A 19,839-nucleotide genomic window follows, 5' to 3' on the forward strand; every position below is an offset into this window, starting at 1 on the left:
CAGACGATTATCGGACGTGCCCGTGACGACCGGAAGCACCGCGCTCGGGGTCGTGAACGATCAGCCGCGATGACGCTGGCGCAACAGCGCCTCCACCTGCGACAGCCCCAGCCCGCGCGCCCGCAACAGCACCATCAGGTGGTAGAGCAGATCGGCGGCTTCGCCCAGCAGTTCCTCGTCCGGCTGCGCCACCGCGGCCAGTGCGGTCTCCACACCCTCCTCGCCCACCTTCTGCGCGATCCTGCGCATGCCGCCCTCGAACAACGCCGTGGTGTAGCTGCCAGCCGGACGGTCGCGGTCGCGGGCGGCAATCAGCTCGTCGAGCTCGCCAAGGAACGAGGCGCGCGCCGGAGCCTGGGCGAAGCAGCTGGCACGTCCCAGGTGGCAAGTGGGCCCCTGCGGCCGCGCCTGCACCAGCAGGGTGTCGGCGTCGCAGTCGGTCTCCACCGTGACCAGCTCGAGGAAATGTCCGGAGCTCTCGCCCTTGGTCCACAGCCGCTGGCGGCTGCGGCTGAAGAAGGTGACACGGCCGCTGTCGAGCGTGGCCTGCAGCGCTTCGCGGTTCATGTAGCCCAGCATCAGCACGGCCAGGGTATCGGCGTCCTGCACCACTGCCGGCAGCAGGCCGTCCTGCTTCTCCCAGGCCAATTCGTCGAACGGCGCATTGAGCGACGTGGCGGCTTCAGCGGTAGTCATCGCGCACCTCGATGCCCTGCTCGCGCAGATGCCGTTTGAGCAGTGGAATGGCAACCGCACCGGAATGGAACACGCTGGCGGCCAGCGCGGCATCGACATCGGCTTCGTGGAAAACCTCGGCGAAATGGTCGATCGCGCCCGCCCCGCCCGAGGCCACCAGCGGCACCTGGCAACGCGCGCGCACGGCCTGCAACTGCTCGATGTCATAGCCCTCGCGAACACCGTCGCTGCCCATGCAGTTGAGGACGATCTCGCCGGCACCGCGCTGCTGCGCCTCGTCGACCCAGTCGAGCGTGCGTTGCGGCAATGCCCTGGTCCGGGATGGATCGCCGCTGTACTGGCGCACGCGCCACTGGCCATCCTCGTCGCGCAGGCTGTCGATGCCGACCACCACGCACTGCTGGCCGAATGCATCGGCAATCTCGCCGATCAGCGCCGGCCGCTCCAGCGCTGGCGTGTTGATCGAGACCTTGTCGGCGCCGGCGTGCAGTGCGGTGCGCGCATCGTCGACCGAACGGATGCCGCCGGCGACGCAGAACGGAATGTCGATCTGGCGGGCGACCCGTTCGACCCAGGCGCGGTCGACGCTGCGTCCCTCGGGGCTGGCGGTGATGTCGTAGAACACCAGCTCGTCGGCGCCTTCGTCGCGATAGCGCAACGCCAGTTCGACGATGTCGCCCATGTCGACGTGATCGCGGAAACGCACGCCCTTGACCACACGCCCGTCGCGGACATCCAGGCACGGCACGATGCGACGGCTCAGCATCGGCGCACCCGGTCGAGTGCGTCATCCAGGGCGAAGCGCCGCTCGATCAGCGCCTTGCCCAGTACCGCGCCGCTGCAGCCGGCGGCGCGCGCGGCGAGGATGTCGGCGATGTCGCGGATGCCGCCCGATGCCTGCACGTAAAGTTCGGGCGCAAGCGCAACGATCAGCCGGTAGAGATCCAGGTTGGGACCGCCGAGCGTGCCGTCGCGGGAAATATCGGTGCACAGCAGGTGGCGGACACCGCCATCGGCGAAGCGCCTGACCAGGTCCTCGAGCCGCGCCGTGCTGTTCTCGGTCCAGCCGGCGACCGGCAACTGCCAGTCGCCATTGCCGTCCTGGCGCGCATCGAGGGCGATGGTGATGTGCTCCGCGCCGAAGCGCTCGACCCAGGCAAGCACGCGCTCGGGCTCGCGCACCGCGAGCGAGCCGATCACGACCCGGTCGGCGCCCGCCTCCAGGATCGTCGCCACGTCCTCTTCGCTGCGCACGCCGCCGCCGGTCTGCACGCGCAGCCAGCTCGTGCGTGCCAGCACGCGCAACAGCGGCAGCAGCGTGTAGCCGCCATGGCGGGCGGCGTCGAGGTCGACCAGATGCAGCCAGTGCGCGCCCAGGCGCGCGTGCCGCATCGCCACGTCCAGCGGACGCTCCTCGTAGCGGGTCTCGCGCCGGTAGTCGCCCTGGTGCAGCCGCACCATGTGGCCCTCGCGCACGTCGATTGCCGGATACAGGTCGAAGTCCATGCCGGGCACCGGTGACTGCAATGGATCGGCGCTCATGCCGCCTCCATCGCCAGGAAGTTCGCCAGCAATCGCTGGCCGACGGCCGCAGAGCGCTCCGGGTGGAACTGCGCACCCAAGCAGCGGCCGCGGCCAACGACCGCGGTGAAGCCGCCGCCGTGGTCGCTGCTGGCAAGCGTGTCCTCGCCCAACGGCGCAGCGTAGCTGTGGACGAAGTAGGCGTGCGCGCCGGCGTCGATGCCGTCCAGAAGGCCGCTCACTGCACCGTTGACTGGCTGCAACTGGTTCCATCCCATATGTGGCACGCGTACTCCCGGTCCGGATGTCATGCGGCTGATGCGGCCGGGCAGCAGCCCCAGGCATTCGACGTCGCCCTCGTCGGAGGACTCGTACAGCAGCTGCATGCCCAGGCAGATCCCGAGCAGCGGTTGCCGCAGCCGACGGATCGGCTCGACCAGGCCGAGCTCGCGCAGCCGCGCCATCGCGGGCGGCGCCGCGCCGACCCCGGGGAGGATCACGCGTCGCGCATTGGCGATGGTGTCGGCGTCGGCACTGAGTACCGCGCGCGCACCCAACCTCTCAAGCGCGTAACGCACCGAGCCGATGTTCCCCCCACCCCAGTCGATGAGCACGACTTCGGTCACTGCAGTTCTTCTCCGGTTACGTTCATGGCGTCGGCGCGTGCTACAGGCTGCCCTTGGTGCTTGGCAGCTCGTGGCCTTCACGCCGGATCGCCTGGCGCAGTGCGCGCGCGACGGCCTTGAAGCAGGCCTCGACCTTGTGGTGGTCGTTGTCGCCCTGCACGCGCAGGTTGAGATTGAGCCCGGCGCCTTCGCACAGCGAGCGGAAGAAATGCGGCACCAGCTCGGTCGGCAGACCACCCACGTGTTCACGAGCGAATGCTCCGTCGAAGACGAAGTACGGCCGCCCGGAAAAGTCCAGCGCGGCGCTGGCGAGGCTCTCGTCCATCGGCAGCGTGAAACCGTAACGGCCGATGCCGCGCTTGTCGCCGAGCGCCTCGCGCAGTGCCTGGCCAAGTGCCAGCGCGCTGTCCTCGACGGTGTGGTGCTCGTCGATGTGGAGATCGCCCTCGCAGCGCAGCTCCAGGGCGAAGCCGCCGTGCTTGCCGATCTGCTCGAGCATGTGGTCGAAGAAGCCCAGGCCGGTGGTCACCACCGGCTCGGCGCTACGGTCGAGGTCGAGTGCGACTTCGATCCGGGTTTCGCGGGTGGCGCGGGTGACGCGCGCGGTACGCGGGGCGTCCGCCAGGGCGTGGGCGATGGAACCCCAGTCCCATTCGCCACCGAACTGCACGGTGCGCAACTGGAAGGCGCGGATGCCCAGGTTGCGCGCAAAGGCGTTGTCGGTGTCGCGGTCGCCGACCATCGCCGAGCGCGACCAGTCGATGCCGCGATCGCGCAGGTACGGCAGCGCCAGGCCGACGCCCGGCTTGCGCGTGGGCGCGTTGTCGGCCGGCAGGCTGGTGTCGATGAGCACGTCGCGGAAACGGATTCCCTGGCTTTCGAACACCTGCATCATCAGCCCGTGCGGCCCGTCGAAATCGGCGCGCGGGAAGGCCTCGCTGCCGAGGCCGTCCTGGTTGGTCACCATCACGAACTGGTAGCCCGCGTCGCGCAGCCGCAGCATGGCCGGGATCACACCGGCGACGAAGCGCAGCTTCTCGAACCGGTCGATCTGGAAGTCGTCCGGCTCTTCGATCAGGGTGCCGTCGCGGTCGACGAAGAGGATGGGCGCGCCACTCATGCGGCGCCCCCCGCCAGCACGGCGATCACCTGGCGATTCTGCTCCGGCGTGCCGATGCTGATGCGCAGTGCGTCGCCCAGGCCGGGTGCCGCGCGCATGTCGCGAACCACCACGCCGGCGGACAGCAACCGGTCGAACGCCGCCTGGGCGTCTTCAAAGCGCACCAGGACGAAGTTGGCGCTGGAGGCATAGGCGCGGCGCACGCCCGGCGCTGCGGCCAGTGCCGACCGCAGGCTCTCGCGCTCGCCGAGGACGGTGGCGATGTGTTCGCCCGTCGCCGCGCGTGCCGCCGGCGCCAATGCCTGCAGCGCCTGCTCCACGCACGCCACCGGCAGCGGGTATGGCGCCTGGCAGCGGCGCAGCACCTCGATCAGTTCCGGGTCGGCGATCACGCTGCCGATGCGCGCCGCCGCCAGCGCGTGCGCCTTCGACAGCGTGCGCAACACCACGACATTCCGATTGGCGGGCAGCAGGGTGATCGCCGATGGGCCGTTGGCGTACTCCTGATAGGCCTCGTCGACGACGACCAGCGCCTGGCCGTCGAGTTGACGAGCCAGGGCGGCGATTGCGGAGAGGGGCATGAGCGCGCCGGTGGGGTTCCCGGGTGAGCACAGGAACACCAGCTTCACGCCATCGCGTCGAACCGCCGTGGCCACAGCGGCGAAGTCGCACTGCCAGCCCTGCGCATCCTCGCGCAGCGGCACATCGACCACGCGCGTGCCGTGCAACCGGGCACTGACCGCATACATGCCGAAGGTCGGCGTGCTGATGAGTACGGCATCGCCACCGGGCCGGCATATGGCCCGCACCAGCAGGTCGATGCCTTCGTCGCTGCCGCGGCCGGCAAGCAGTTGCTCCGGCGCGCAGCCGTACAAGTCCGCCAGTGCATTTCGCAACGCCTGCGGCTGCGGATCCGGGTAACGCCGCAGCGTGCCGTCAGCATCGGCATCGTTGCGCCACGGCGATTCGTTGGCATTGAGCCAGATCCGACCCTGCAGACTCTCGCTGCGCGCGGAGCGATAGCCGGCGAAATCGCGCAGGTCTTCGCGCACCAGCGCCTGGGGGTCAGTGACCGATGCCACGTCCTGCTGCGCCGCCGCACTCATGCCGCCACCGCCTGCAGCCGCAGTGCGACCGCCCGCAGGTGCGCATCGAGCCCCTCGGCGCGTGCCAGCTCCACCGCGCATGGGCCAATGGCCGCTATGCCATCGGGTTGCACTTCCTGCACCGTGATCGCGATCTGGAAGCTGGCGACGTTGAGACCGCCGCTGAAACGCGCCGCGCCGCTGGTCGGCAGGACGTGATTGGTGCCACTGCAATAGTCGCCCAGCGCTTCGGGTGCCCAGTCGCCGAGAAACACGGAGCCTGCCGCCTGCACCCGCGGCAGCCACCGGCGTGCCTCGCGCAGCGCCAGGATCAGGTGCTCGGGCGCGTAGTCGTTGCTGACCTGCATGGCCTGGTCGATCGAGTCGACCCGGATCGCACAGGACGCATCGAGCGCCTCGCGCGCAATCGCCGCGCGCGGCAGCGACTCCAGCTGGAGCTGCAGCTGGATGGCGACCGCATCGAGCATCGCTTCGCTGTCGCTCAGCAGGACCACCTGCGAATCCGGGCCGTGCTCGGCCTGCGAGAGCAGGTCGGCGGCAACGAAGGCCGGGTTGGCGCCGCCATCGGCGATCACCAGTACTTCGGAGGGACCGGCCGGCATGTCGATGGCCGGGCCATCCGGAGCCATCGCGACCTGCCGCTTGGCCTCGGTGACATAGGCGTTGCCCGGTCCGAACAGCTTGTCGCATCGAGGCACCGCGTCGGTGCCGCAGGCCATTGCCGCGATCGCCTGCGCGCCACCGATCTTGAAGATGCGATCGATGCCGCAGCGCTGCGCCGCGTACAACACCGCCGGATCGGCGCTGCCGTCGCGCCGCGGAGGCGTGCACAGCACGACTTCAGGGCAGCCGGCCAGGCGCGCGGGAACGCCGAGCATCAGGGCGGTCGAAGGCAGCGGCGCGGACCCGGCCGGTACATACAGGCCGACGCGACGGATCGGTCGCAGCACGCGCTCGCAACGCACGCCGGGCGCGGTGTCGACCGCGTAGGCCTCGCTCATGCCGGCCTCGTGGAACAGGGCGATGCGCGCGGCGGCTTCGTCAATGGCCTGGCGCAACGCCGGAGCCAGGCCCTTGATCGCTGCGCGCAACTCCTCGGCGCCCACGCGCAGGTCAACCAGTTCGACGCCATCGAAACGCAGCGCGAAGGCGCGCAGTGCCGCGTCGCCGTTGTCGCGGACTTCGCCGATGATCGCGGCGACCGCGGTAGTGGTGATGGTGGAAGTACGCTGCGACGGGCGGCGCAGCAGGTTGGCGCGCTCGCTGACGCCCAGGCGGTTCCAGTCGGCACGGCGCATCAGCGCGGCGGCGGCAGTGGTTGCAGCGCTCATGCCAGCATTCCCTCGACCGGCAGCACCATCAGCCCACGCGCCCCGGCGCGCTTGAGTTCCTCCAGCCGTTGCCAGGTGACCGCGCCGTGACACAGCGCCTGCAATGCCAGGTCGTCGCCTTCGTCCAGACGCATTACTGTCGGCGCTTCGGCGTCGGGCAACAACGGCAGCAGGTCGGGCAGCAGATTGCGTGGTGCCTGGAACATCAGCAGTTTGCTGTGGCGAATCCGTAGCGCGCCGTCGAGGCGGCGTAGCAACAGGTCGGCGAGTTCGCCGCGCACCGGGTCGAAATCATCGGCCGGCCCGGCCAGGACCGCTTCGCTCTCCAGCAGCGTCATCACCGGCTTGAGCTGGTTGGCCGACAGCGTCGCGCCGCTCGACACCAGGTCGCAGATCGCTTCGGCCTGCCCCAGCCGCGGCGCGATTTCCACCGAGCCCGACAACAGCACCACATCAGCCGCGATGCCCTGCCCGGCCAGCCAGCGCGACAGCAGCGCCGGATAGCTGGTGGCGATGCGCTTGCCGGTCAGCTGCTGCGGCCCTTGCCAGTCCCAGGCATCGGGCACCGCAAGCGCCAGGCGGCAGGCGCCGAAGCCCAGCGCCCGCCATTCGCGAAAGGCCGACGCGCGGCCATCGCCGGCGCTTCGGCTGTCGCTGCGGCTGCCGTCCTGTTCGAGCAGCACATTGCGGCCGACGATGCCCAGATCGCAGACGCCGTCGGCGATCAGGCCGGGGATGTCGTCGTCGCGCACCAGCAGCAGGTCGATCGGCAGGCTTTCGCCATAGCAGAACAGGCGGTCGCGGCTTTCGCGCCAGCTCAAGCCGCACGACGCCAGCAGCGCGCGCGCCGGCTCGGCCAGGCGGCCGGATTTCTGGATGGCGATGCGCAGGCGATCGCGCACCGGGGCATTTGCGGGGGGGCTCATCGGGGATGCTCGTAGGTCGGGGCGCGGCTAGTCGCTGTTGCCGGGGGACGCCGGGCCGGTCTCACCGGTCTGGCGCTGGTAGGCGATGGCGTAGCCGCCGGCGCCGCGTTCGAGGGTCCGGGCAACACGCCCGATGGTGGTGACGCTGACCTGGGTGCGGTCGTGGATCTCGCGGTACGGGACGTTGCCGTACAGCAGCGGCACCACCCGCCAGCGATCGGTCATCGCCTCCAGTTCCGCCGGCGTGCACAGGTCCTGCAGGAAGGCCTGGACTTCCTGCGGGCTGCGCAGCCCGAGCAGGGCCGTGGCGAGGCCGGCCAGGTCGTCCTCGGCCCGCTCGTTGCGGTCGGTGTCCTGCGGTCGTCGTTTCATGCCAGCGTATTAATGTATTAACGTGCTAATACATTAAGCGAAGCCGCAAGACCCCGTCAAGCCGCTTCCGTGCCCCTGCGCGATCCGGGAGACCTGTTGGCGGCGTTCACGCCGTTTGGCTTGCGATACGGATATAGCTGCCGCGGCGGCTGGGCGAGGGGGAGACATGGGACGTGTTGCGTCGTGGATATGGCGGGGGCTGGGGCTGGGACTGGCCGGCCTGTGCCTGCTGCTGGCCGCGCCTGCACCCACCCTGGGCGCAGGTGCGGGCACGGGCGCGGGCACGGCTCCGTTGCCGGCGACCCTCCAGATCGGCAGCGACCTGCGACAGACATCGCTGTCGCCCTACCTGGCCTACTACCACGATGTTGCCGCCGGCGATGACGTGGATGCCGTTGCGCGGCGCCTGGCGCAGGGACAGTTCGCACCGCTGCCCGGGGGGCAAAGTTCGTTTGGCTTCCGCCCTGGCGCGTTCTGGTTCCACGCGCGCATCGTCAACCGCGGCAATCCCGAGCAACGCTGGCTGCTGGTGCAGAGTTACGCACTGAGCGATCACATCGACCTGTATGCACGCTACCCCGATGGCCACACCGCCTTCCAGGCCGGCGGCGACCACTTGCCTTTCAGCGCCCGCAGCGTGCGTTACCGGCATCCGAACTTCTGGTTGACGCTGCCTCCCGGCCAGCCGGTCGACGTCTTCGTGCGTGTGCAGAGCGAAAGCTCGATGCAGGTTCCGCTGTGGATCTACACACCGGTGGCGTTCGCCGAACTCTCGCGCGATGCGCAGCTGGTGATCGGGATGTACTACGGCATCCTGCTGGCGCTGTTCTTCTACAACCTGGCGCTGTGGCTGAGCCTGCGCGATGCCAGCTACTTCTGGTACCTGTTCCACCTTTCGGCGTTCGGCCTGGTGCTTTTCACCCTCAACGGCTTCGGATTCGAGTATCTGTGGCCGCAGTCCTCATGGCTCAGCGACCGCATGGTGCCGCTGTCGATCTGCCTGGCGCAGATCGGCATGCAGCAGTTCGCGCGGGTCTTCCTCGGGTTGCGCGAACGCTGGCGATTTGGCGATCGCGTCGGCCTTGGGCTGATCGCGTTCTTCGCCCTGCTCGGCATCGCCTCGACCTGGCTGCCGTACCACATCTCCACGCCGGTGGCCTCCGCGGCGGTACTGGTCAGCATTGCCTGGATCGCGGTGGTGTCGGTCACGGTGGTTCGGCGCGGTTATGCGCCGGCGCAGTTGTTCCTGCTGGCCTGGGCGATGTTCCTGCTCGGCACCGGCCTGTTCGTCGCGATCGCCTTTGGCCTGATGCCCAAGACCTTCATCACCGAGTACGGGGTGCAGATTGGTTCGGCGCTGGAGATGCTGCTGCTATCGATCGCACTGGGCCACCGCTACGCGGCGCTGCGTAATGAAAACGAGCGGATCGTGCGCGAGGCCAAGGACCAGTTGGAACACAAGGTCGAGCAGCGCACCGTGGAGCTGCGCAGCGCGCTGGGACAACTCGAGGACGCGCATGCGCGCCTGCGCGAGAGCAGCCAGCGCGATGCGCTGACCGGCCTGCACAACCGCAGCCACTTCCGCGACCGTTTCGAATCGCTGCTGCGGCAGTCGCGCGAGCACCACCACCCGCTGTCGTTGCTGATGATCGACCTGGACAACTTCAAGCTCATCAACGACCAGCATGGGCACCTGATCGGCGACGAATGCCTGCGCTGGGCAGCGCGGACGCTCGGCCATGGCTTGCGCCCGCACCACGATGCATTGCTGGCGCGATTCGGCGGCGAGGAGTTCGTGGTCGTGCTGCCGGGATTGAACCTGTCGGCGGCGACCCGGGTCGCCGAAGACCTGCGCCAGAGCCTGCGCGACCAGCCCTTCGAAGGCGGCGACCGTCAGATCAGCCAGCAGATCACGGTCACCGCGAGCATCGGCGTACACGCGATCGAGACCGTGTCGTTCGGCGGCATCGACCCGCTGTTGCAGCTGGCTGATCAGGCCTTGTACCGGGCCAAGGCGGACGGCCGCGACTGCGTGCGGACGTCGCAGGTGGAGACGGTCTGACAGCTCCCTCCCCTTCTTGCTTCAAGGGGAGGTGCCTCAGGGAAGCGCGGATCAGCCGCGCGCGGCCGCCAGCACGATGCCTTCGCGCACCAGCCGCACCGCGGTGGCGACTTCACCATCGAGCGCGCGGTCGCGATCGAGGAACGGGATCGCTTCGCGGATGGCGGCATGCGCGGCGGCGACTGCACGGCCGGGATGGAACTCATCGGCCGCGGCCAGCTCGACGCGCAGACCCTCGACTTCGGCCAGGAACGCTTCGTACTCGTCGCTGCCGGCCACCGGCGCGCCCTGCACCTTCGCCGCCAGTGCGCGCGCATCGGCACGGTCGGCCAGGTCGCGTGCGGCATTGATCATGTCGCGGCGCAGGTCCAGCGCCTGCGCGGCGGTGTAGAGCTCGAGCGCCAGCACCTTGCCCAGGTCGTCGGCCATGGCCAGCACGTGGCGGGCCTCGTTGGCGCCCATGGAAACGTGGTCTTCGGCATTGGCGCTGGTCGGGATGGAGTAGACCGAGGCCGGATGCGCGCGGCTGGCGAGGTCGTTGACGATCGCCGCGGCGGTGTACTGCACGATCATGTGGCCGGACTCGGTCGAGTCCTCGTTGCCGATCAGGAAACCCGGCAGGCCATCATTGGTGGCCGGATCGACCAGCTTGTTGAGCCGGCGCTCGGAAATGCTGGCCAGCACCGGGATCGCCGCCTTGACGTAGCTCATCGCCAGCGCCAGCGGCATGCCGTGGAAGTGGCCGGCCGAGATCACCTGCTGCTCGACGAACTCCGCCTTGGCGTCGGGGAACACGATCGGGTTGTCGGTCAGCGCATTGAGCTCGATCTCGAGCACGCGCGCGGCCTGGGCGACGGCATCGCGTACCGCACCGTGCACCTGCGGGATGCAGCGCAGCGAGTAGCTGTCCTGCGGCTGGTGCTTCTTGCCGCCGCGGAACGGGCGGAAGCGCAGGTAGAACTTCTCGCGGCCGTGGCGCTGGCTGAACGGCACCCAGTCCCAGCCGATGTCGAAGCGAAGCGCCTGCGACTGCGCGGTGTCCCAGCTGCGCGGCTGCCAGGCGCGGAACTTCGGCACCAGGTGGTACGGGATATCGGCCAGCGTGGAGCCGTGCAGCAGTTCGCGCAGGTGCGCGGCGCTGTGCACCTGGCCCGGATGCGGACGCAGCGCATGCACTTCCTCGGCGAACGCACCCAGGCGACCGGCAAAGGCGTCGATGGTCATCGCCGCGGCCAGATCGGCCGTGTCCAGCAGATCCTCGAGTTTTGCCAGCGCCAGCACGCCGCAGGCGAGCATCTGCGCGGTGCCATTGTTGAGCGCCAGGCCTTCCTTGTAAGACAGCGTCACCGGCGCGAGTCCGGCACGCTTGAGGGCTTCGCCACCCGCGATGCGTTCGCCCTCGAAGAAGGCTTCGCCGCCGCCGAGCAGGACGATGGCCAGGTGCGACAGCGGTGCGAGGTCGCCACTGGCGCCCACCGAACCCAGCTGCGGCACTACCGGCACGATGCCGGCGTTGAGCATCGAGGTCAGCGCCTGCAGGGTCTCGACGCGAATGCCGGAGTGACCGCGCATCAGCGTGTTGATGCGGATGCACAGCATCGCGCGGACGATCTCCGGCGCGAACGCGTCGCCGACGCAGACGGCGTGGGTGACAATCAGGTTGCGCTGCAGCTCTTCGTGCAGGGTGACGTCGGAACGCGCCGCGCCGGGCAGCTCGTCGCGCAGGTGGTGGTTGCCGAGCAGGCGGTCAGCGTTGCTTCCGAAGCCGGTCGAGACGCCGTAGATGGGCTCTTCGCGGCGGACCTGTTCGGCCAGGAATTCGGCGGCGCGCGCCACTGCCGGCAGTTGCTCCGGCGCCAGCTGCACATGCGCGCCGTAGGCCACGTCCACGAGCTGTGCGCGCGTCAGCGAGCGGCCATCGAGTCGGATCGGTTTCATCGTTTCACCTTGCAGCTGCCTGCCATCTGCGCCGGCCTCGCGTTGGCGTGCCGGCGTCCCCTGTATGAACGGCGCGTGCGGACGTGGTCGTCCACCGCGCCTGCGGTAGCCCGGCCCTAGCGGCCGGTCAGCGCGCGGGTCTGTTCCAGCTCCACGCGCAACGTGCTCGCCAGATCCTCCAGCGGCACTTCGAACTGCTCCTCGCGCAGCAGGTCCTTGACCGCGACCACGCCGCGCGCCTTCTCGTCGTCGCCGGCGAGGGCGACGAAGCGGATGCCGGCGCGCGAGGCGTACTGGAACTGCTTGCCGATCTTGCGCGCTTCCATCTGCACTTCGGTGTTGATGCCGGCCGCGCGCAGCCGGCGGGCGATCTCCAGCGCATCGGTCAGCGACTGGCCGTCCATCAGCGCCACCATCGCCTGCACGGTGCTGCCGGCCGAATTGCCGAGCAGGCCGGCCTCGCGCAGTTGCCAGAACAGACGGGTCAGCCCGATCGAGATGCCCACGCCGGGCAGCTTCGACTTGGTGTAGTGGCTGGCCAGGTTCTCGTAGCGGCCACCGGAGCAGATCGAACCGATCTGAGGGTAGTCGTTGAGCGTGGTCTCGTAGACGGTGCCGGTGTAGTAGTCCAGGCCGCGGGCGATCGAGAAGTTCAGCGCGTAGGCGCTTTCCGGAACGCCCAGCGCGCGTACCAGCTCCAGCACTTCGCGCAGCTCGCTCACGCCTTCGCGCAGCGCTTCGTTGCCCTCGCCCAGCGCGTCGAGCCTGGCCAGCGCATCGGCGTGCGAGTCCGAGCGCACCTTGACGAAATCGAGGATGCGCGCGACCGCCTCGGCCGGAAGGTCGAAGCCTTCGCCGGTGAGGGTCTCGCGGACATGGTCCTCGCCGCGCTTGTCGAGCTTGTCGACCTCGCGCAGCACCAGCGCCTGCAGTTCGCCGTCGGCGATGCCCTGGGCCTCGAAGAAGCCGCGCATCAGCTTGCGGTTGTTGAGCTGGATGGTGAACGCACCGATGGCGAGCTCGGAGAACACCGCGTGGATCACCGCCGGCAACTCGGCATCGAAACGCACGCTGAGCGCGTCCTTGCCGATGACGTCGATGTCGCACTGGTAGAACTCGCGGAAGCGGCCGCGCTGGGCGCGTTCGCCGCGGTACACGCGCTGCATCTGGTAGCGACGGAACGGGAACGCCAGCTCGTGTTCGTGCTCGGCGACGTAGCGCGCCAGCGGCACGGTCAGGTCGAAGCGCATCGCCAGCTCGGGCATGCCCTCGCCCGCCGCGCCCTCGGAGGCCTTGCCCAGCGCACCGGTCGACTGGACGAAGTAGACCTGGCGCTCGGTTTCGCCGCCGGACTTGGTCAGCAGTACTTCCGACAGCTCCATGACCGGCGTTTCCACCGGCAGGAAGCCGAATCGTTCGAAATTGCGACGGATCGTATCCAGCATGCGCTGGAAGGCGATCTGGTCAGGAGGCAGCAGCTCCATGACCCCGGGCGGGGTGCGCGGCTTGATCAAGCAAGGCTCCAGTGACGGCAGACCGCGAACGCGGCCGGACGCGGTACAGGCATCGGGCGCACGGTGGATTCGCGGTGTAGAGGGGGAAATCGACGACAGTTTAGCCGTTGCGACCGCTTTTCCCCCAACGGCCTGACATCCAATTGAAGGAATTTGTGTCCAACCCCTTGCCTCGACCCCGCCCGACTGACTAGAATTTGCGGCTCAGCAGTCGGGGTGTAGCTCAGCCTGGTAGAGCGCTACGTTCGGGACGTAGAAGTCGCAGGTTCAAATCCTGTCTCCCCGACCAACTCCGCATCATGATGTGGAATACGCTGAAAATACGAAACGCCGGCCCTGCCGGCGTTTTTCGTTTGCGCGGTGTTGCGACCGGCCGCCAGCATCGCAATGATGTCGGCCCTGCCCTGCGCGTGCCGACCGATGGCTCTCTCCTGCGACCTCCTCCAGCGCGACGGCCGCGACTGCCTGCGCCTGGACGCCGATGACGGCGCCACCGCCCGGATCAGCCTGCACGGCGCCCACGTGCTGTCCTGGCAGCCCTCGCCTGGCCGCGAGCGCCTCTACCTGAGCCCGCGCGCAAGCTTTGCCGACGGCGCGGCCATCCGCGGCGGCATCCCGGTGGTCTTCCCGCAGTTCGCGGGCCGCGGGCCGATGATCAAGCACGGGTTCGCGCGACTGCTGCCGTGGCGCTTCGTCGGAATCGAGGCCGAGCCCGGCACGGGCCTGGCGGCGGCGGTGCTGGAACTGAACGACAGCGACGACACCCGCCGCTACTGGCCGGCCATGTTCAGCGCACGACTGCATGTGTCGCTGGCATCGGACGCGTTGACGGTCCGGCTCGCGGTCCGCAATGCGGGCCAGATGCCCATGAGCTTCACCACGGCCCTGCACACCTACCTGCGGGTGGGCGATCTCGACGCGGTTTCGCTGCAAGGCCTGGAAGCGGCGGCATTTGAAGACAGCACGCGCGACGGCCTGGCCACGGCAGCCGAACACCGCCCGCTGCGCTTCGGAGGCGAGATCGACCGCATCTATGCCGATTGCGCGCAGGAGCTGCGGCTGTGCGAAGGCGACAACGCCGTCGCCATCACGGCCGATGGCTTCCGCGACACGGTGGTGTGGAATCCCGGCGCGGCACTGGCCGCAACGATGGCCGACCTCGGCGCGGATGAGCACCGGCACTTTGTCTGCGTCGAGTCGGGCACCGTCACCGCACCGGTGACGCTGGCGCCGGGCGAGCAATGGAGCGGCATGCAGCGGCTGCAGGCCTAGCCGCCGCTGCGGTCAGGGGCCGCGCGACTCCTCGTGCCGCACCTGCCCTTCGCCGCGCACCACGAAGCGCTCGATGGTCAGCGATTCCACGCCCATCGGGCCGTAGGCGTGCAGGCGCGTGGTCGAGATGCCGATCTCCGCGCCCAGGCCGAGCTGGCCACCGTCGTTGAAGCGCGACGAGGCATTGACCATCACCGCCGAACTGCGCGTACCGCGCACGAATGCTTCGGCCGCTGCGGCATCTTCGGTGACGATCACTTCGGTGTGATCGGAGCCATGGCGAGCGATATGCGCCAGCGCCTCCCCGATTCCATCGACCACGCGCACGGCGAGGATCAGGTCGAGGTACTCGGCGGCGTAGTCGGCGTCTTCGGCCTGCCCGACCTGGTCGGAGAACGCGCGGGTGCGATCACAGCCGCGCACTTCGACCTGCCGTGCCGCCAGACGCCGCAGCGCCGCGGGCATGAAGTCGGCGGCGATGTCGCGATGGACCAGAAGCGTCTCCAGTGCGTTGCACACGCCCGGCCGCGAGGCCTTGCCGTCGACCAGCAGGTCCAGCGCCTTGCCGACGTCGGCAAGGCGATCGACATAGAGGTGGCACACGCCCTTGTAGTGCTTGATCACCGGCACGCGTGCGTGCTCGGCGACGAAGCGGATCAGGCTCTCGCCACCGCGCGGGATCGCCAGGTCGATCAGGTCCGACAGTTGCAGCAGCTCCACCACGTGCTCGCGCGCCGGGTCGGCCACCAGCGACACCGCCGCCTCCGGCAGTCCTTGTTCGCGCAAGGCCTGGTGCAGGCAGGCGGCGATCGCGGCGTTGCTGGCACGCGCTTCGGAGCCGCCGCGCAACAGGACTGCGTTGCCCGCCTTCAGGCACAGCGCCGCGGCATCGGCGGTGACGTTGGGACGGGCCTCGTAGATCATCGCGATCAGGCCCAGCGGCACGCGTTGGCGCTCGATCACGATGCCATTGGGGCGCACTTCGCGTCGCGTGACCTGGCCGAGCGGATCGTCTTGTGCGGCCACCTCGCGCAGCCCGTTCGCCATCGCCGCGATTCGCGCCGCGTCGAGCTTGAGGCGGTCGAGCACGGCCGCACCAAGACCGGCCGCGCGTCCGCGCTCCATGTCCTCGCCGTTGGCGGCCAGCAGTGCGGGGCCATCGTGTTCCAGCAGCTGCGCCATGCGCTCGATCAGCGTCCGGCGGGCATCGCCGTCGAGCGCGGCCATCACCAGCGAAGCCTCGCGCGCACGCTCGGCCAGGTTGCGCACGTAACCGCTCATGGCTTCACCTCGGGATTTCCATCTGCGGTGACGAGCAGCACCAGGTCGTCGCGGTGGATCACAGACTCGCCATAGCGGAAGCCGAGAACGGCCTCGATGTCGTTGCTATGCCGGCGCGCGATGCGGCCGATTTCCATTGCGCTGTACTGGGCCAGGCCGCGGGCGAAAGGCTCGGCGGTCGCCGTGCTCGAGACCACCTCGATCACGTCGCCGCGGCGGAAATCGCCTTCGACCGCGACCACGCCGCCGGGCAGCAGCGAAGCGCCCTGCCGGTGCAGTGCCGCGAGCGCGCCATCGTCCACCAGCAACCGCCCTGACGAAGGCGCATGGCGCAGCCATTGCTTGCGGGCGCGCAGCCTATCCCCCTGTGCGAGCACGAGCGTGCCGTGCAGTTGCCCCTCGCCGAGGGCCTGCACGACTGCCTCATTGCGGCCGCAGAACAGCGCAGTCGGGATGCCGGCCGCGGTCGCCTTCGCGGCTGCTTCCAGTTTGGTCCGCATGCCGCCGGTGCCGAGCTTGCCGGCGCCGCCGCTGGCCGCCTGCAAGAGCTCTGGCGTGATGCGCTCGACGCGGTTGATGGCGCGCGCATCGGGATCGCGTTGCGGATGGGCGCTGTAGAGGCCGCCGATGTCGGTGGCGATCAGCAGCAGGTCGGCATCGACCAGCGACGCCACGGCGGCGGCGAGATTGTCGTTGTCGCCGAGCTTGAGTTCGTCGACGGCGACGGCGTCGTTCTCGTTGATGATCGGCAACGCACCCAGGCGCAGCAGCTCGCGCAGCGTGGCGCGGGCGTTGAGGTAGCGACGGCGGTTTCGCAGGTCGTCGTGGGTCAGCAGGACCTGGGCGACGGGCCGATCGGACAACTGCTGCCAGAAGCCCATCAACGACGCCTGCCCGAGCGAGGCCAATGCCTGCCGCAGCACCAGGCTGTCGCCACCGGCGCCGATGCGGCCGCGGCCGGCGGCGACGGCGCCGGACGACACCAGCACCACCTCGCGCTGCTGGGCGCGGGCCTGGGCGATGAAGCGCGCCAGTCCGGCGGCATGACGAGGGTCCAGCCCTGCGGCGTCGGGCTGATCGGAGTCAACTGGATTGGAGCCGCCGGCGAGCAGGCTGCTGCCCACCTTGAGTACGGCGCGCTGCCAGCGCGGCAGCGGCTGTGCCTGGAAGTCCCGGACTGCAACGTCGACGGCACTTCCAGGCGCGGTCATTGCAGCGCTTCCAGGCGGCTGCGCAGCTCGTCCAGGCGCAGTTCCGAGCCGGCGCCGGGCGACACGCGCGCCGCCAGACTGGCTTCGGGATCGCCCTGCTCCCACCGCGCCGGATCGGCGGCCTGCTTGTAGGCCTCGCGGAATGGCAGGCCCTGGCGGGCCAGGTCGACGGCCAGGTCGGTGGCATACATCGAGGGATCGAGCGCCTCGCGCATGCGACCGGTCTTCCATTCGAGGTTGCGCAGCAGGTCCGGCAGCAGTTCCAGCGCGCCCAGGCCGCGTCCGAAGGCGTGGAAGATCGCGCCCTTGGAGAACTGCAGGTCGCGGTGATAGCCCGACGGCAGCGACAACAGTTGCTCGATCTCGGTGCGCGCGGCGGCGGCAGCCGAGTAGCTCGCGCGCATCAGCTCGATCACGTCGGGATTGCGCTTGTTGGGCATGATCGAGCTGCCTGTGGTGTACTGCGCCGGCAGCGCGACGAAACCAAACTCGGCGCTGGTGAACAGGCTCAGGTCCCAGGCCAGGCGGCGCAGGTCCAGCAGCGCCGAGGACAGCGCCTCGATGGCCGCCATCTCGAACTTGCCGCGCGAGATCTGCGCGTAGGTCGCCGCCACCTGCATCCGGCCGAAGCCGAGCGCGGCGGTGGTGTGGTCGCGCGCCAGCGGAAGATTGACGCCGTAACCGGCGGCACTGCCGAGCGGATTGGCGTCGACCCATTGCAGCGTCTGCAATGCGCGCTGCGCGTTGTCGATGTAGCCCTCGGCCCAGGCCGCCCACCACATGCCCAGCGACGACACCATCGCCCGTTGCAGGTGGGTGTAGCCCGGCAACGGCACGCCCTGCTCTGCTTCGGCGCGAGCGAGCGCGACCTCGGCGCTTTCGCGGCAGGTGGCCGCCACGCGCGCGAGCCGATCCTTCAGCCACAGGCGCGTGGCGACGAGGATCTGGTCGTTGCGGCTGCGGCCGGTGTGGATCTTCTTGCCGGCGTCGCCCAGACGCTCCACCAGGCGCGATTCGATCGCCGAATGGCAATCCTCGAAGCGCTCGTCGAGGACGAAACGGCCGGCGCGGAAATCCTCCGCCAGCGTTTGCAGTTCGCGCTTCAGTCCGGTCAGTTCGTCGGCATCGAGGATGCCGATCTGCTGCAGGCCTTCGGCATGGGCGCGGCTGGCCTGGATGTCGAACAGGAAGAACTCGCGGTCCAGGATCACGTCCTCGCCGGCGAGGAACTGCTGGATGCGCGCGTCCACCTTGACGCCGGGTTTTTGCCACAACAGATCGGACATCGTCGAATTCCTTGGTGCGTAGGTATCAGCGCGTGATGCCGGTCATCTCGTCCAGGCCAAAGGCCAGGTTGAGATTCTGCAGCGCCTGCGTCGCCGCGCCCTTGAGCAGGTTGTCCTCGGTGGCGACCACCACCAGGCGCTTGCCGTCGGGCGTCAGCGTGAACCCGCCGAGCTCGACATGGTGGCGGCCGGCGATCGCGCTGACCCAGGGGGCCTCGTCGCCGACATCCACCAGCGGCTCGCCGGCGTAGCGGTCAACATACCGCGCCACCACCTCTTCGCGCGCGAAGGACCTGGCCAGCGGCAGGTTGGCGGTGATGGTCAGGCCGCGGAAGTGCGGCGCCACATGCGGCAGGAACTGCACCTCGTGGCCGAGCTGGCGGGTGACCTCGCGCTCGTGCACATGGTTGGTCAGCGCGTAGGGCATCAGGTTGTCGCGCAGCTTTTCGGGATCGTTCTTGTCCGAGGGCGAGGTGCCGGCGCCCGAGTAACCGGAGACCCCGAAGCACTGCACCGGACCTGCGAGCGCATCCACCATCGGCGCGACCGCGAGCTGCATCGCCGTGGCGTAGCAGCCGGGATTGCTGATGCGGCGCTGGCCGTCGTAGCTGGCACGGGTCAGCTCCGGCAGGCCGTAGTACCAGCCGTCGTCGAAGCGGTAGTCGGCCGACAGGTCGATGATGACCGGGTCGACGCCGGCCGCGTCGAACGCAGCCACGCACACCGCGGCCTTGCCGTTCGGGAGCGCCAGCACGACCGCATCGGCGCCGAGCGCGGGCAGCTCTTCGTGCGATGGCGAGCTGTAGCGCAGGTCGCCGACGTACTCGGTGATGTGATCGGCGACGCGCTGCCCGACCAGTTCGCGCGATGACACGAACGCGAGTTCGAACTGCGGATGCGCGGCGATCAGGCGGATGAGTTCAGCGCCGACGTAGCCACGGGCGCCGACGATGCCAACGGACTTAGTCACGTCCGGATGCTCCATGATTGTGCAACTTGTGAAGAAGATTGCGTTTCACCGCCGGCCATTCCGATTCGATGATCGAGAAGGCCACCGTGTCGCGGACGCTGCCATCGGCGTGGCGCCGGTGGCTGCGCAGCACGCCGTCCTGTTTCGCCCCGAGGCGGGAGATGGCGGCGCGCGAAGCGAGGTTGAACCAGCTGGTTTCGAAGCCGACGCAGACGCAGCCCATGGCCTCGAACGCATGGCGCAGCAGGAGCAGCTTGGCCTCGGTATTGAGGCCGGTGCGCTGCACCTTGGGTGCGTACCAGGTGTAGCCGATCTGAACGCGCGGTACCGTGGCATCGAGGTCGTAGTAGCGCGTGCTGCCAACGATGTCGCCGGCGGCGTCGCGAACCACGAACGGCATCGTCTTTCCCTGCGCATCCATCGCGGAGGCGATGTACGACTCGACCTGGTCCGGCGCCGGCACGGTGGTGTACCACAGGCGCGACAACTCGCCGGCGCCGAGGGCGCTGCGCAGTCCGTCGGCGTGTGCCGACGACAGCGGTTCCAGCGTGACGTGTTCGCCGCGCAGGGTCGGGGCAACGTTCCATTGACCGGCTTGCGCTGCCAT

The 19,839-nt window shown here is 69.1% G+C and carries 18 protein-coding genes and 1 tRNA gene; 3 read left to right on the forward strand and 16 right to left on the reverse strand.

All coding sequences use genetic code 11. From position 1 onward, the window contains the following. Positions 1-60: 60 nt before the first annotated feature. From hisIE to AC1DER_RS04450, 9 genes are read right to left on the reverse strand one after another with little or no spacing between them, the layout of a single operon-like run. Positions 61-696: a bifunctional phosphoribosyl-AMP cyclohydrolase/phosphoribosyl-ATP diphosphatase HisIE gene (gene hisIE, locus AC1DER_RS04410; protein ID WP_477247014.1), complete on the reverse strand. Its 636-nt coding sequence runs from the start codon at positions 694-696 to the stop codon at positions 61-63. After that, a complete protein-coding gene (gene hisF / locus AC1DER_RS04415; RefSeq protein ID WP_477247016.1) occupies positions 683-1,462 on the reverse strand; it encodes an imidazole glycerol phosphate synthase subunit HisF in 780 nt (259 codons plus the stop codon). The genes hisIE and hisF overlap by 14 nt, the downstream gene beginning before the upstream one ends. Continuing rightward, complete coding sequence (gene hisA, locus AC1DER_RS04420; RefSeq protein ID WP_477357742.1) at positions 1,456-2,202, reverse strand: 1-(5-phosphoribosyl)-5-[(5-phosphoribosylamino)methylideneamino]imidazole-4-carboxamide isomerase; 747 nt, start codon at positions 2,200-2,202, stop codon at positions 1,456-1,458. The genes hisF and hisA overlap by 7 nt, the downstream gene beginning before the upstream one ends. A 32-nt stretch (positions 2,203-2,234) precedes the next feature. After that, positions 2,235-2,843: an imidazole glycerol phosphate synthase subunit HisH gene (hisH, locus tag AC1DER_RS04425; RefSeq protein WP_477245283.1), complete on the reverse strand. Its 609-nt coding sequence runs from the start codon at positions 2,841-2,843 to the stop codon at positions 2,235-2,237. A gap of 40 nt (positions 2,844-2,883) precedes the next feature. Continuing rightward, a complete protein-coding gene (gene hisB / locus AC1DER_RS04430) occupies positions 2,884-3,963 on the reverse strand; it encodes a bifunctional histidinol-phosphatase/imidazoleglycerol-phosphate dehydratase HisB (RefSeq protein ID WP_477245281.1) in 1,080 nt (359 codons plus the stop codon). Further along, positions 3,960-5,069, reverse strand: coding sequence for a histidinol-phosphate transaminase (gene hisC, locus AC1DER_RS04435; protein WP_477245279.1), 1,110 nt, complete (start codon positions 5,067-5,069; stop codon positions 3,960-3,962). The genes hisB and hisC overlap by 4 nt, the downstream gene beginning before the upstream one ends. Beyond that, a complete protein-coding gene (gene hisD / locus AC1DER_RS04440) occupies positions 5,066-6,367 on the reverse strand; it encodes a histidinol dehydrogenase (protein WP_477245289.1) in 1,302 nt (433 codons plus the stop codon). The genes hisC and hisD overlap by 4 nt, the downstream gene beginning before the upstream one ends. A 29-nt stretch (positions 6,368-6,396) precedes the next feature. Next, a complete protein-coding gene (gene hisG, locus AC1DER_RS04445; RefSeq protein WP_477357692.1) occupies positions 6,397-7,326 on the reverse strand; it encodes an ATP phosphoribosyltransferase in 930 nt (309 codons plus the stop codon). 27 nt (positions 7,327-7,353) lie between these two features. Continuing rightward, positions 7,354-7,698: a YerC/YecD family TrpR-related protein gene (locus AC1DER_RS04450; RefSeq protein ID WP_441814873.1), complete on the reverse strand. Its 345-nt coding sequence runs from the start codon at positions 7,696-7,698 to the stop codon at positions 7,354-7,356. A 166-nt stretch (positions 7,699-7,864) separates the two neighbouring features. Between AC1DER_RS04450 and AC1DER_RS04455 the strand changes: the two genes are divergently transcribed. Continuing rightward, entirely contained in the window at positions 7,865-9,760 is a 1,896-nt protein-coding gene (locus AC1DER_RS04455) for a sensor domain-containing diguanylate cyclase (RefSeq protein ID WP_477245274.1), read from the forward strand. 51 nt (positions 9,761-9,811) lie between these two features. Here the strand turns inward: AC1DER_RS04455 and AC1DER_RS04460 are convergent, their stop codons facing one another. Next, a complete protein-coding gene (locus AC1DER_RS04460) occupies positions 9,812-11,698 on the reverse strand; it encodes an HAL/PAL/TAL family ammonia-lyase (protein WP_441814875.1) in 1,887 nt (628 codons plus the stop codon). 116 nt (positions 11,699-11,814) lie between these two features. Next, complete coding sequence (gene hisS, locus AC1DER_RS04465) at positions 11,815-13,212, reverse strand: histidine--tRNA ligase (RefSeq protein WP_477245272.1); 1,398 nt, start codon at positions 13,210-13,212, stop codon at positions 11,815-11,817. A 212-nt stretch (positions 13,213-13,424) separates the two neighbouring features. Here hisS and AC1DER_RS04470 point away from each other — a divergent pair. Further along, positions 13,425-13,501 (forward strand) — tRNA-Pro (locus tag AC1DER_RS04470). 131 nt (positions 13,502-13,632) lie between these two features. Further along, entirely contained in the window at positions 13,633-14,484 is an 852-nt protein-coding gene (locus AC1DER_RS04475; RefSeq protein ID WP_477245270.1) for a D-hexose-6-phosphate mutarotase, read from the forward strand. A 12-nt stretch (positions 14,485-14,496) separates the two neighbouring features. Here the strand turns inward: AC1DER_RS04475 and AC1DER_RS04480 are convergent, their stop codons facing one another. From AC1DER_RS04480 to AC1DER_RS04500, 5 genes are read right to left on the reverse strand one after another with little or no spacing between them, the layout of a single operon-like run. Beyond that, positions 14,497-15,765 (reverse strand): glutamate-5-semialdehyde dehydrogenase, encoded by a 1,269-nt coding sequence (locus tag AC1DER_RS04480; RefSeq protein WP_477245268.1) that lies wholly within the window; start codon positions 15,763-15,765, stop codon positions 14,497-14,499. Further along, positions 15,762-16,976 carry a glutamate 5-kinase gene (proB, locus tag AC1DER_RS04485; protein ID WP_477245266.1) on the reverse strand — a complete coding sequence of 405 codons (1,215 nt, stop codon included), beginning with the start codon at positions 16,974-16,976 and terminating at the stop codon, positions 15,762-15,764. Before proB ends, AC1DER_RS04480 begins: the two co-directional genes overlap by 4 nt. Next, positions 16,973-18,262 carry an argininosuccinate lyase gene (gene argH, locus AC1DER_RS04490; protein ID WP_477245264.1) on the reverse strand — a complete coding sequence of 430 codons (1,290 nt, stop codon included), beginning with the start codon at positions 18,260-18,262 and terminating at the stop codon, positions 16,973-16,975. Before argH ends, proB begins: the two co-directional genes overlap by 4 nt. A gap of 25 nt (positions 18,263-18,287) precedes the next feature. Further along, entirely contained in the window at positions 18,288-19,247 is a 960-nt protein-coding gene (argC, locus tag AC1DER_RS04495) for an N-acetyl-gamma-glutamyl-phosphate reductase (protein ID WP_477245262.1), read from the reverse strand. Then, on the reverse strand, positions 19,225-19,839 hold the full coding sequence (locus tag AC1DER_RS04500) for a GNAT family N-acetyltransferase (protein ID WP_477245260.1): 615 nt from the start codon (positions 19,837-19,839) through the stop codon (positions 19,225-19,227). Before AC1DER_RS04500 ends, argC begins: the two co-directional genes overlap by 23 nt.

This window comes from Lysobacter sp. 05T417 (assembly GCF_056396405.1).

What these genes read in the sequence shown, in the direction of transcription:
- hisIE (WP_477247014.1), bottom strand. Translation starts at nt 696, where the DNA reads ATGACTACCGCTGAAGCCGCCACGTCGCTCAATGCGCCGTTCGACGAA.
- hisF (WP_477247016.1), bottom strand. Translation starts at nt 1,462, where the DNA reads ATGCTGAGCCGTCGCATCGTGCCGTGCCTGGATGTCCGCGACGGGCGT.
- hisA (WP_477357742.1), bottom strand. Translation starts at nt 2,202, where the DNA reads ATGGACTTCGACCTGTATCCGGCAATCGACGTGCGCGAGGGCCACATG.
- hisB (WP_477245281.1), bottom strand. Translation starts at nt 3,963, where the DNA reads ATGAGTGGCGCGCCCATCCTCTTCGTCGACCGCGACGGCACCCTGATC.
- hisC (WP_477245279.1), bottom strand. Translation starts at nt 5,069, where the DNA reads ATGAGTGCGGCGGCGCAGCAGGACGTGGCATCGGTCACTGACCCCCAG.
- hisD (WP_477245289.1), bottom strand. Translation starts at nt 6,367, where the DNA reads ATGCGCCGTGCCGACTGGAACCGCCTGGGCGTCAGCGAGCGCGCCAAC.
- hisG (WP_477357692.1), bottom strand. Translation starts at nt 7,326, where the DNA reads ATGAGCCCCCCCGCAAATGCCCCGGTGCGCGATCGCCTGCGCATCGCC.
- AC1DER_RS04450 (WP_441814873.1), bottom strand. Translation starts at nt 7,698, where the DNA reads ATGAAACGACGACCGCAGGACACCGACCGCAACGAGCGGGCCGAGGAC.
- AC1DER_RS04455 (WP_477245274.1), top strand. Translation starts at nt 7,865, where the DNA reads ATGGGACGTGTTGCGTCGTGGATATGGCGGGGGCTGGGGCTGGGACTG.
- AC1DER_RS04460 (WP_441814875.1), bottom strand. Translation starts at nt 11,698, where the DNA reads ATGAAACCGATCCGACTCGATGGCCGCTCGCTGACGCGCGCACAGCTC.
- AC1DER_RS04475 (WP_477245270.1), top strand. Translation starts at nt 13,633, where the DNA reads ATGGCTCTCTCCTGCGACCTCCTCCAGCGCGACGGCCGCGACTGCCTG.
- AC1DER_RS04480 (WP_477245268.1), bottom strand. Translation starts at nt 15,765, where the DNA reads ATGAGCGGTTACGTGCGCAACCTGGCCGAGCGTGCGCGCGAGGCTTCG.
- proB (WP_477245266.1), bottom strand. Translation starts at nt 16,976, where the DNA reads ATGACCGCGCCTGGAAGTGCCGTCGACGTTGCAGTCCGGGACTTCCAG.
- argH (WP_477245264.1), bottom strand. Translation starts at nt 18,262, where the DNA reads ATGTCCGATCTGTTGTGGCAAAAACCCGGCGTCAAGGTGGACGCGCGC.
- argC (WP_477245262.1), bottom strand. Translation starts at nt 19,247, where the DNA reads ATGGAGCATCCGGACGTGACTAAGTCCGTTGGCATCGTCGGCGCCCGT.
- AC1DER_RS04500 (WP_477245260.1), bottom strand. Translation starts at nt 19,839, where the DNA reads ATGGCAGCGCAAGCCGGTCAATGGAACGTTGCCCCGACCCTGCGCGGC.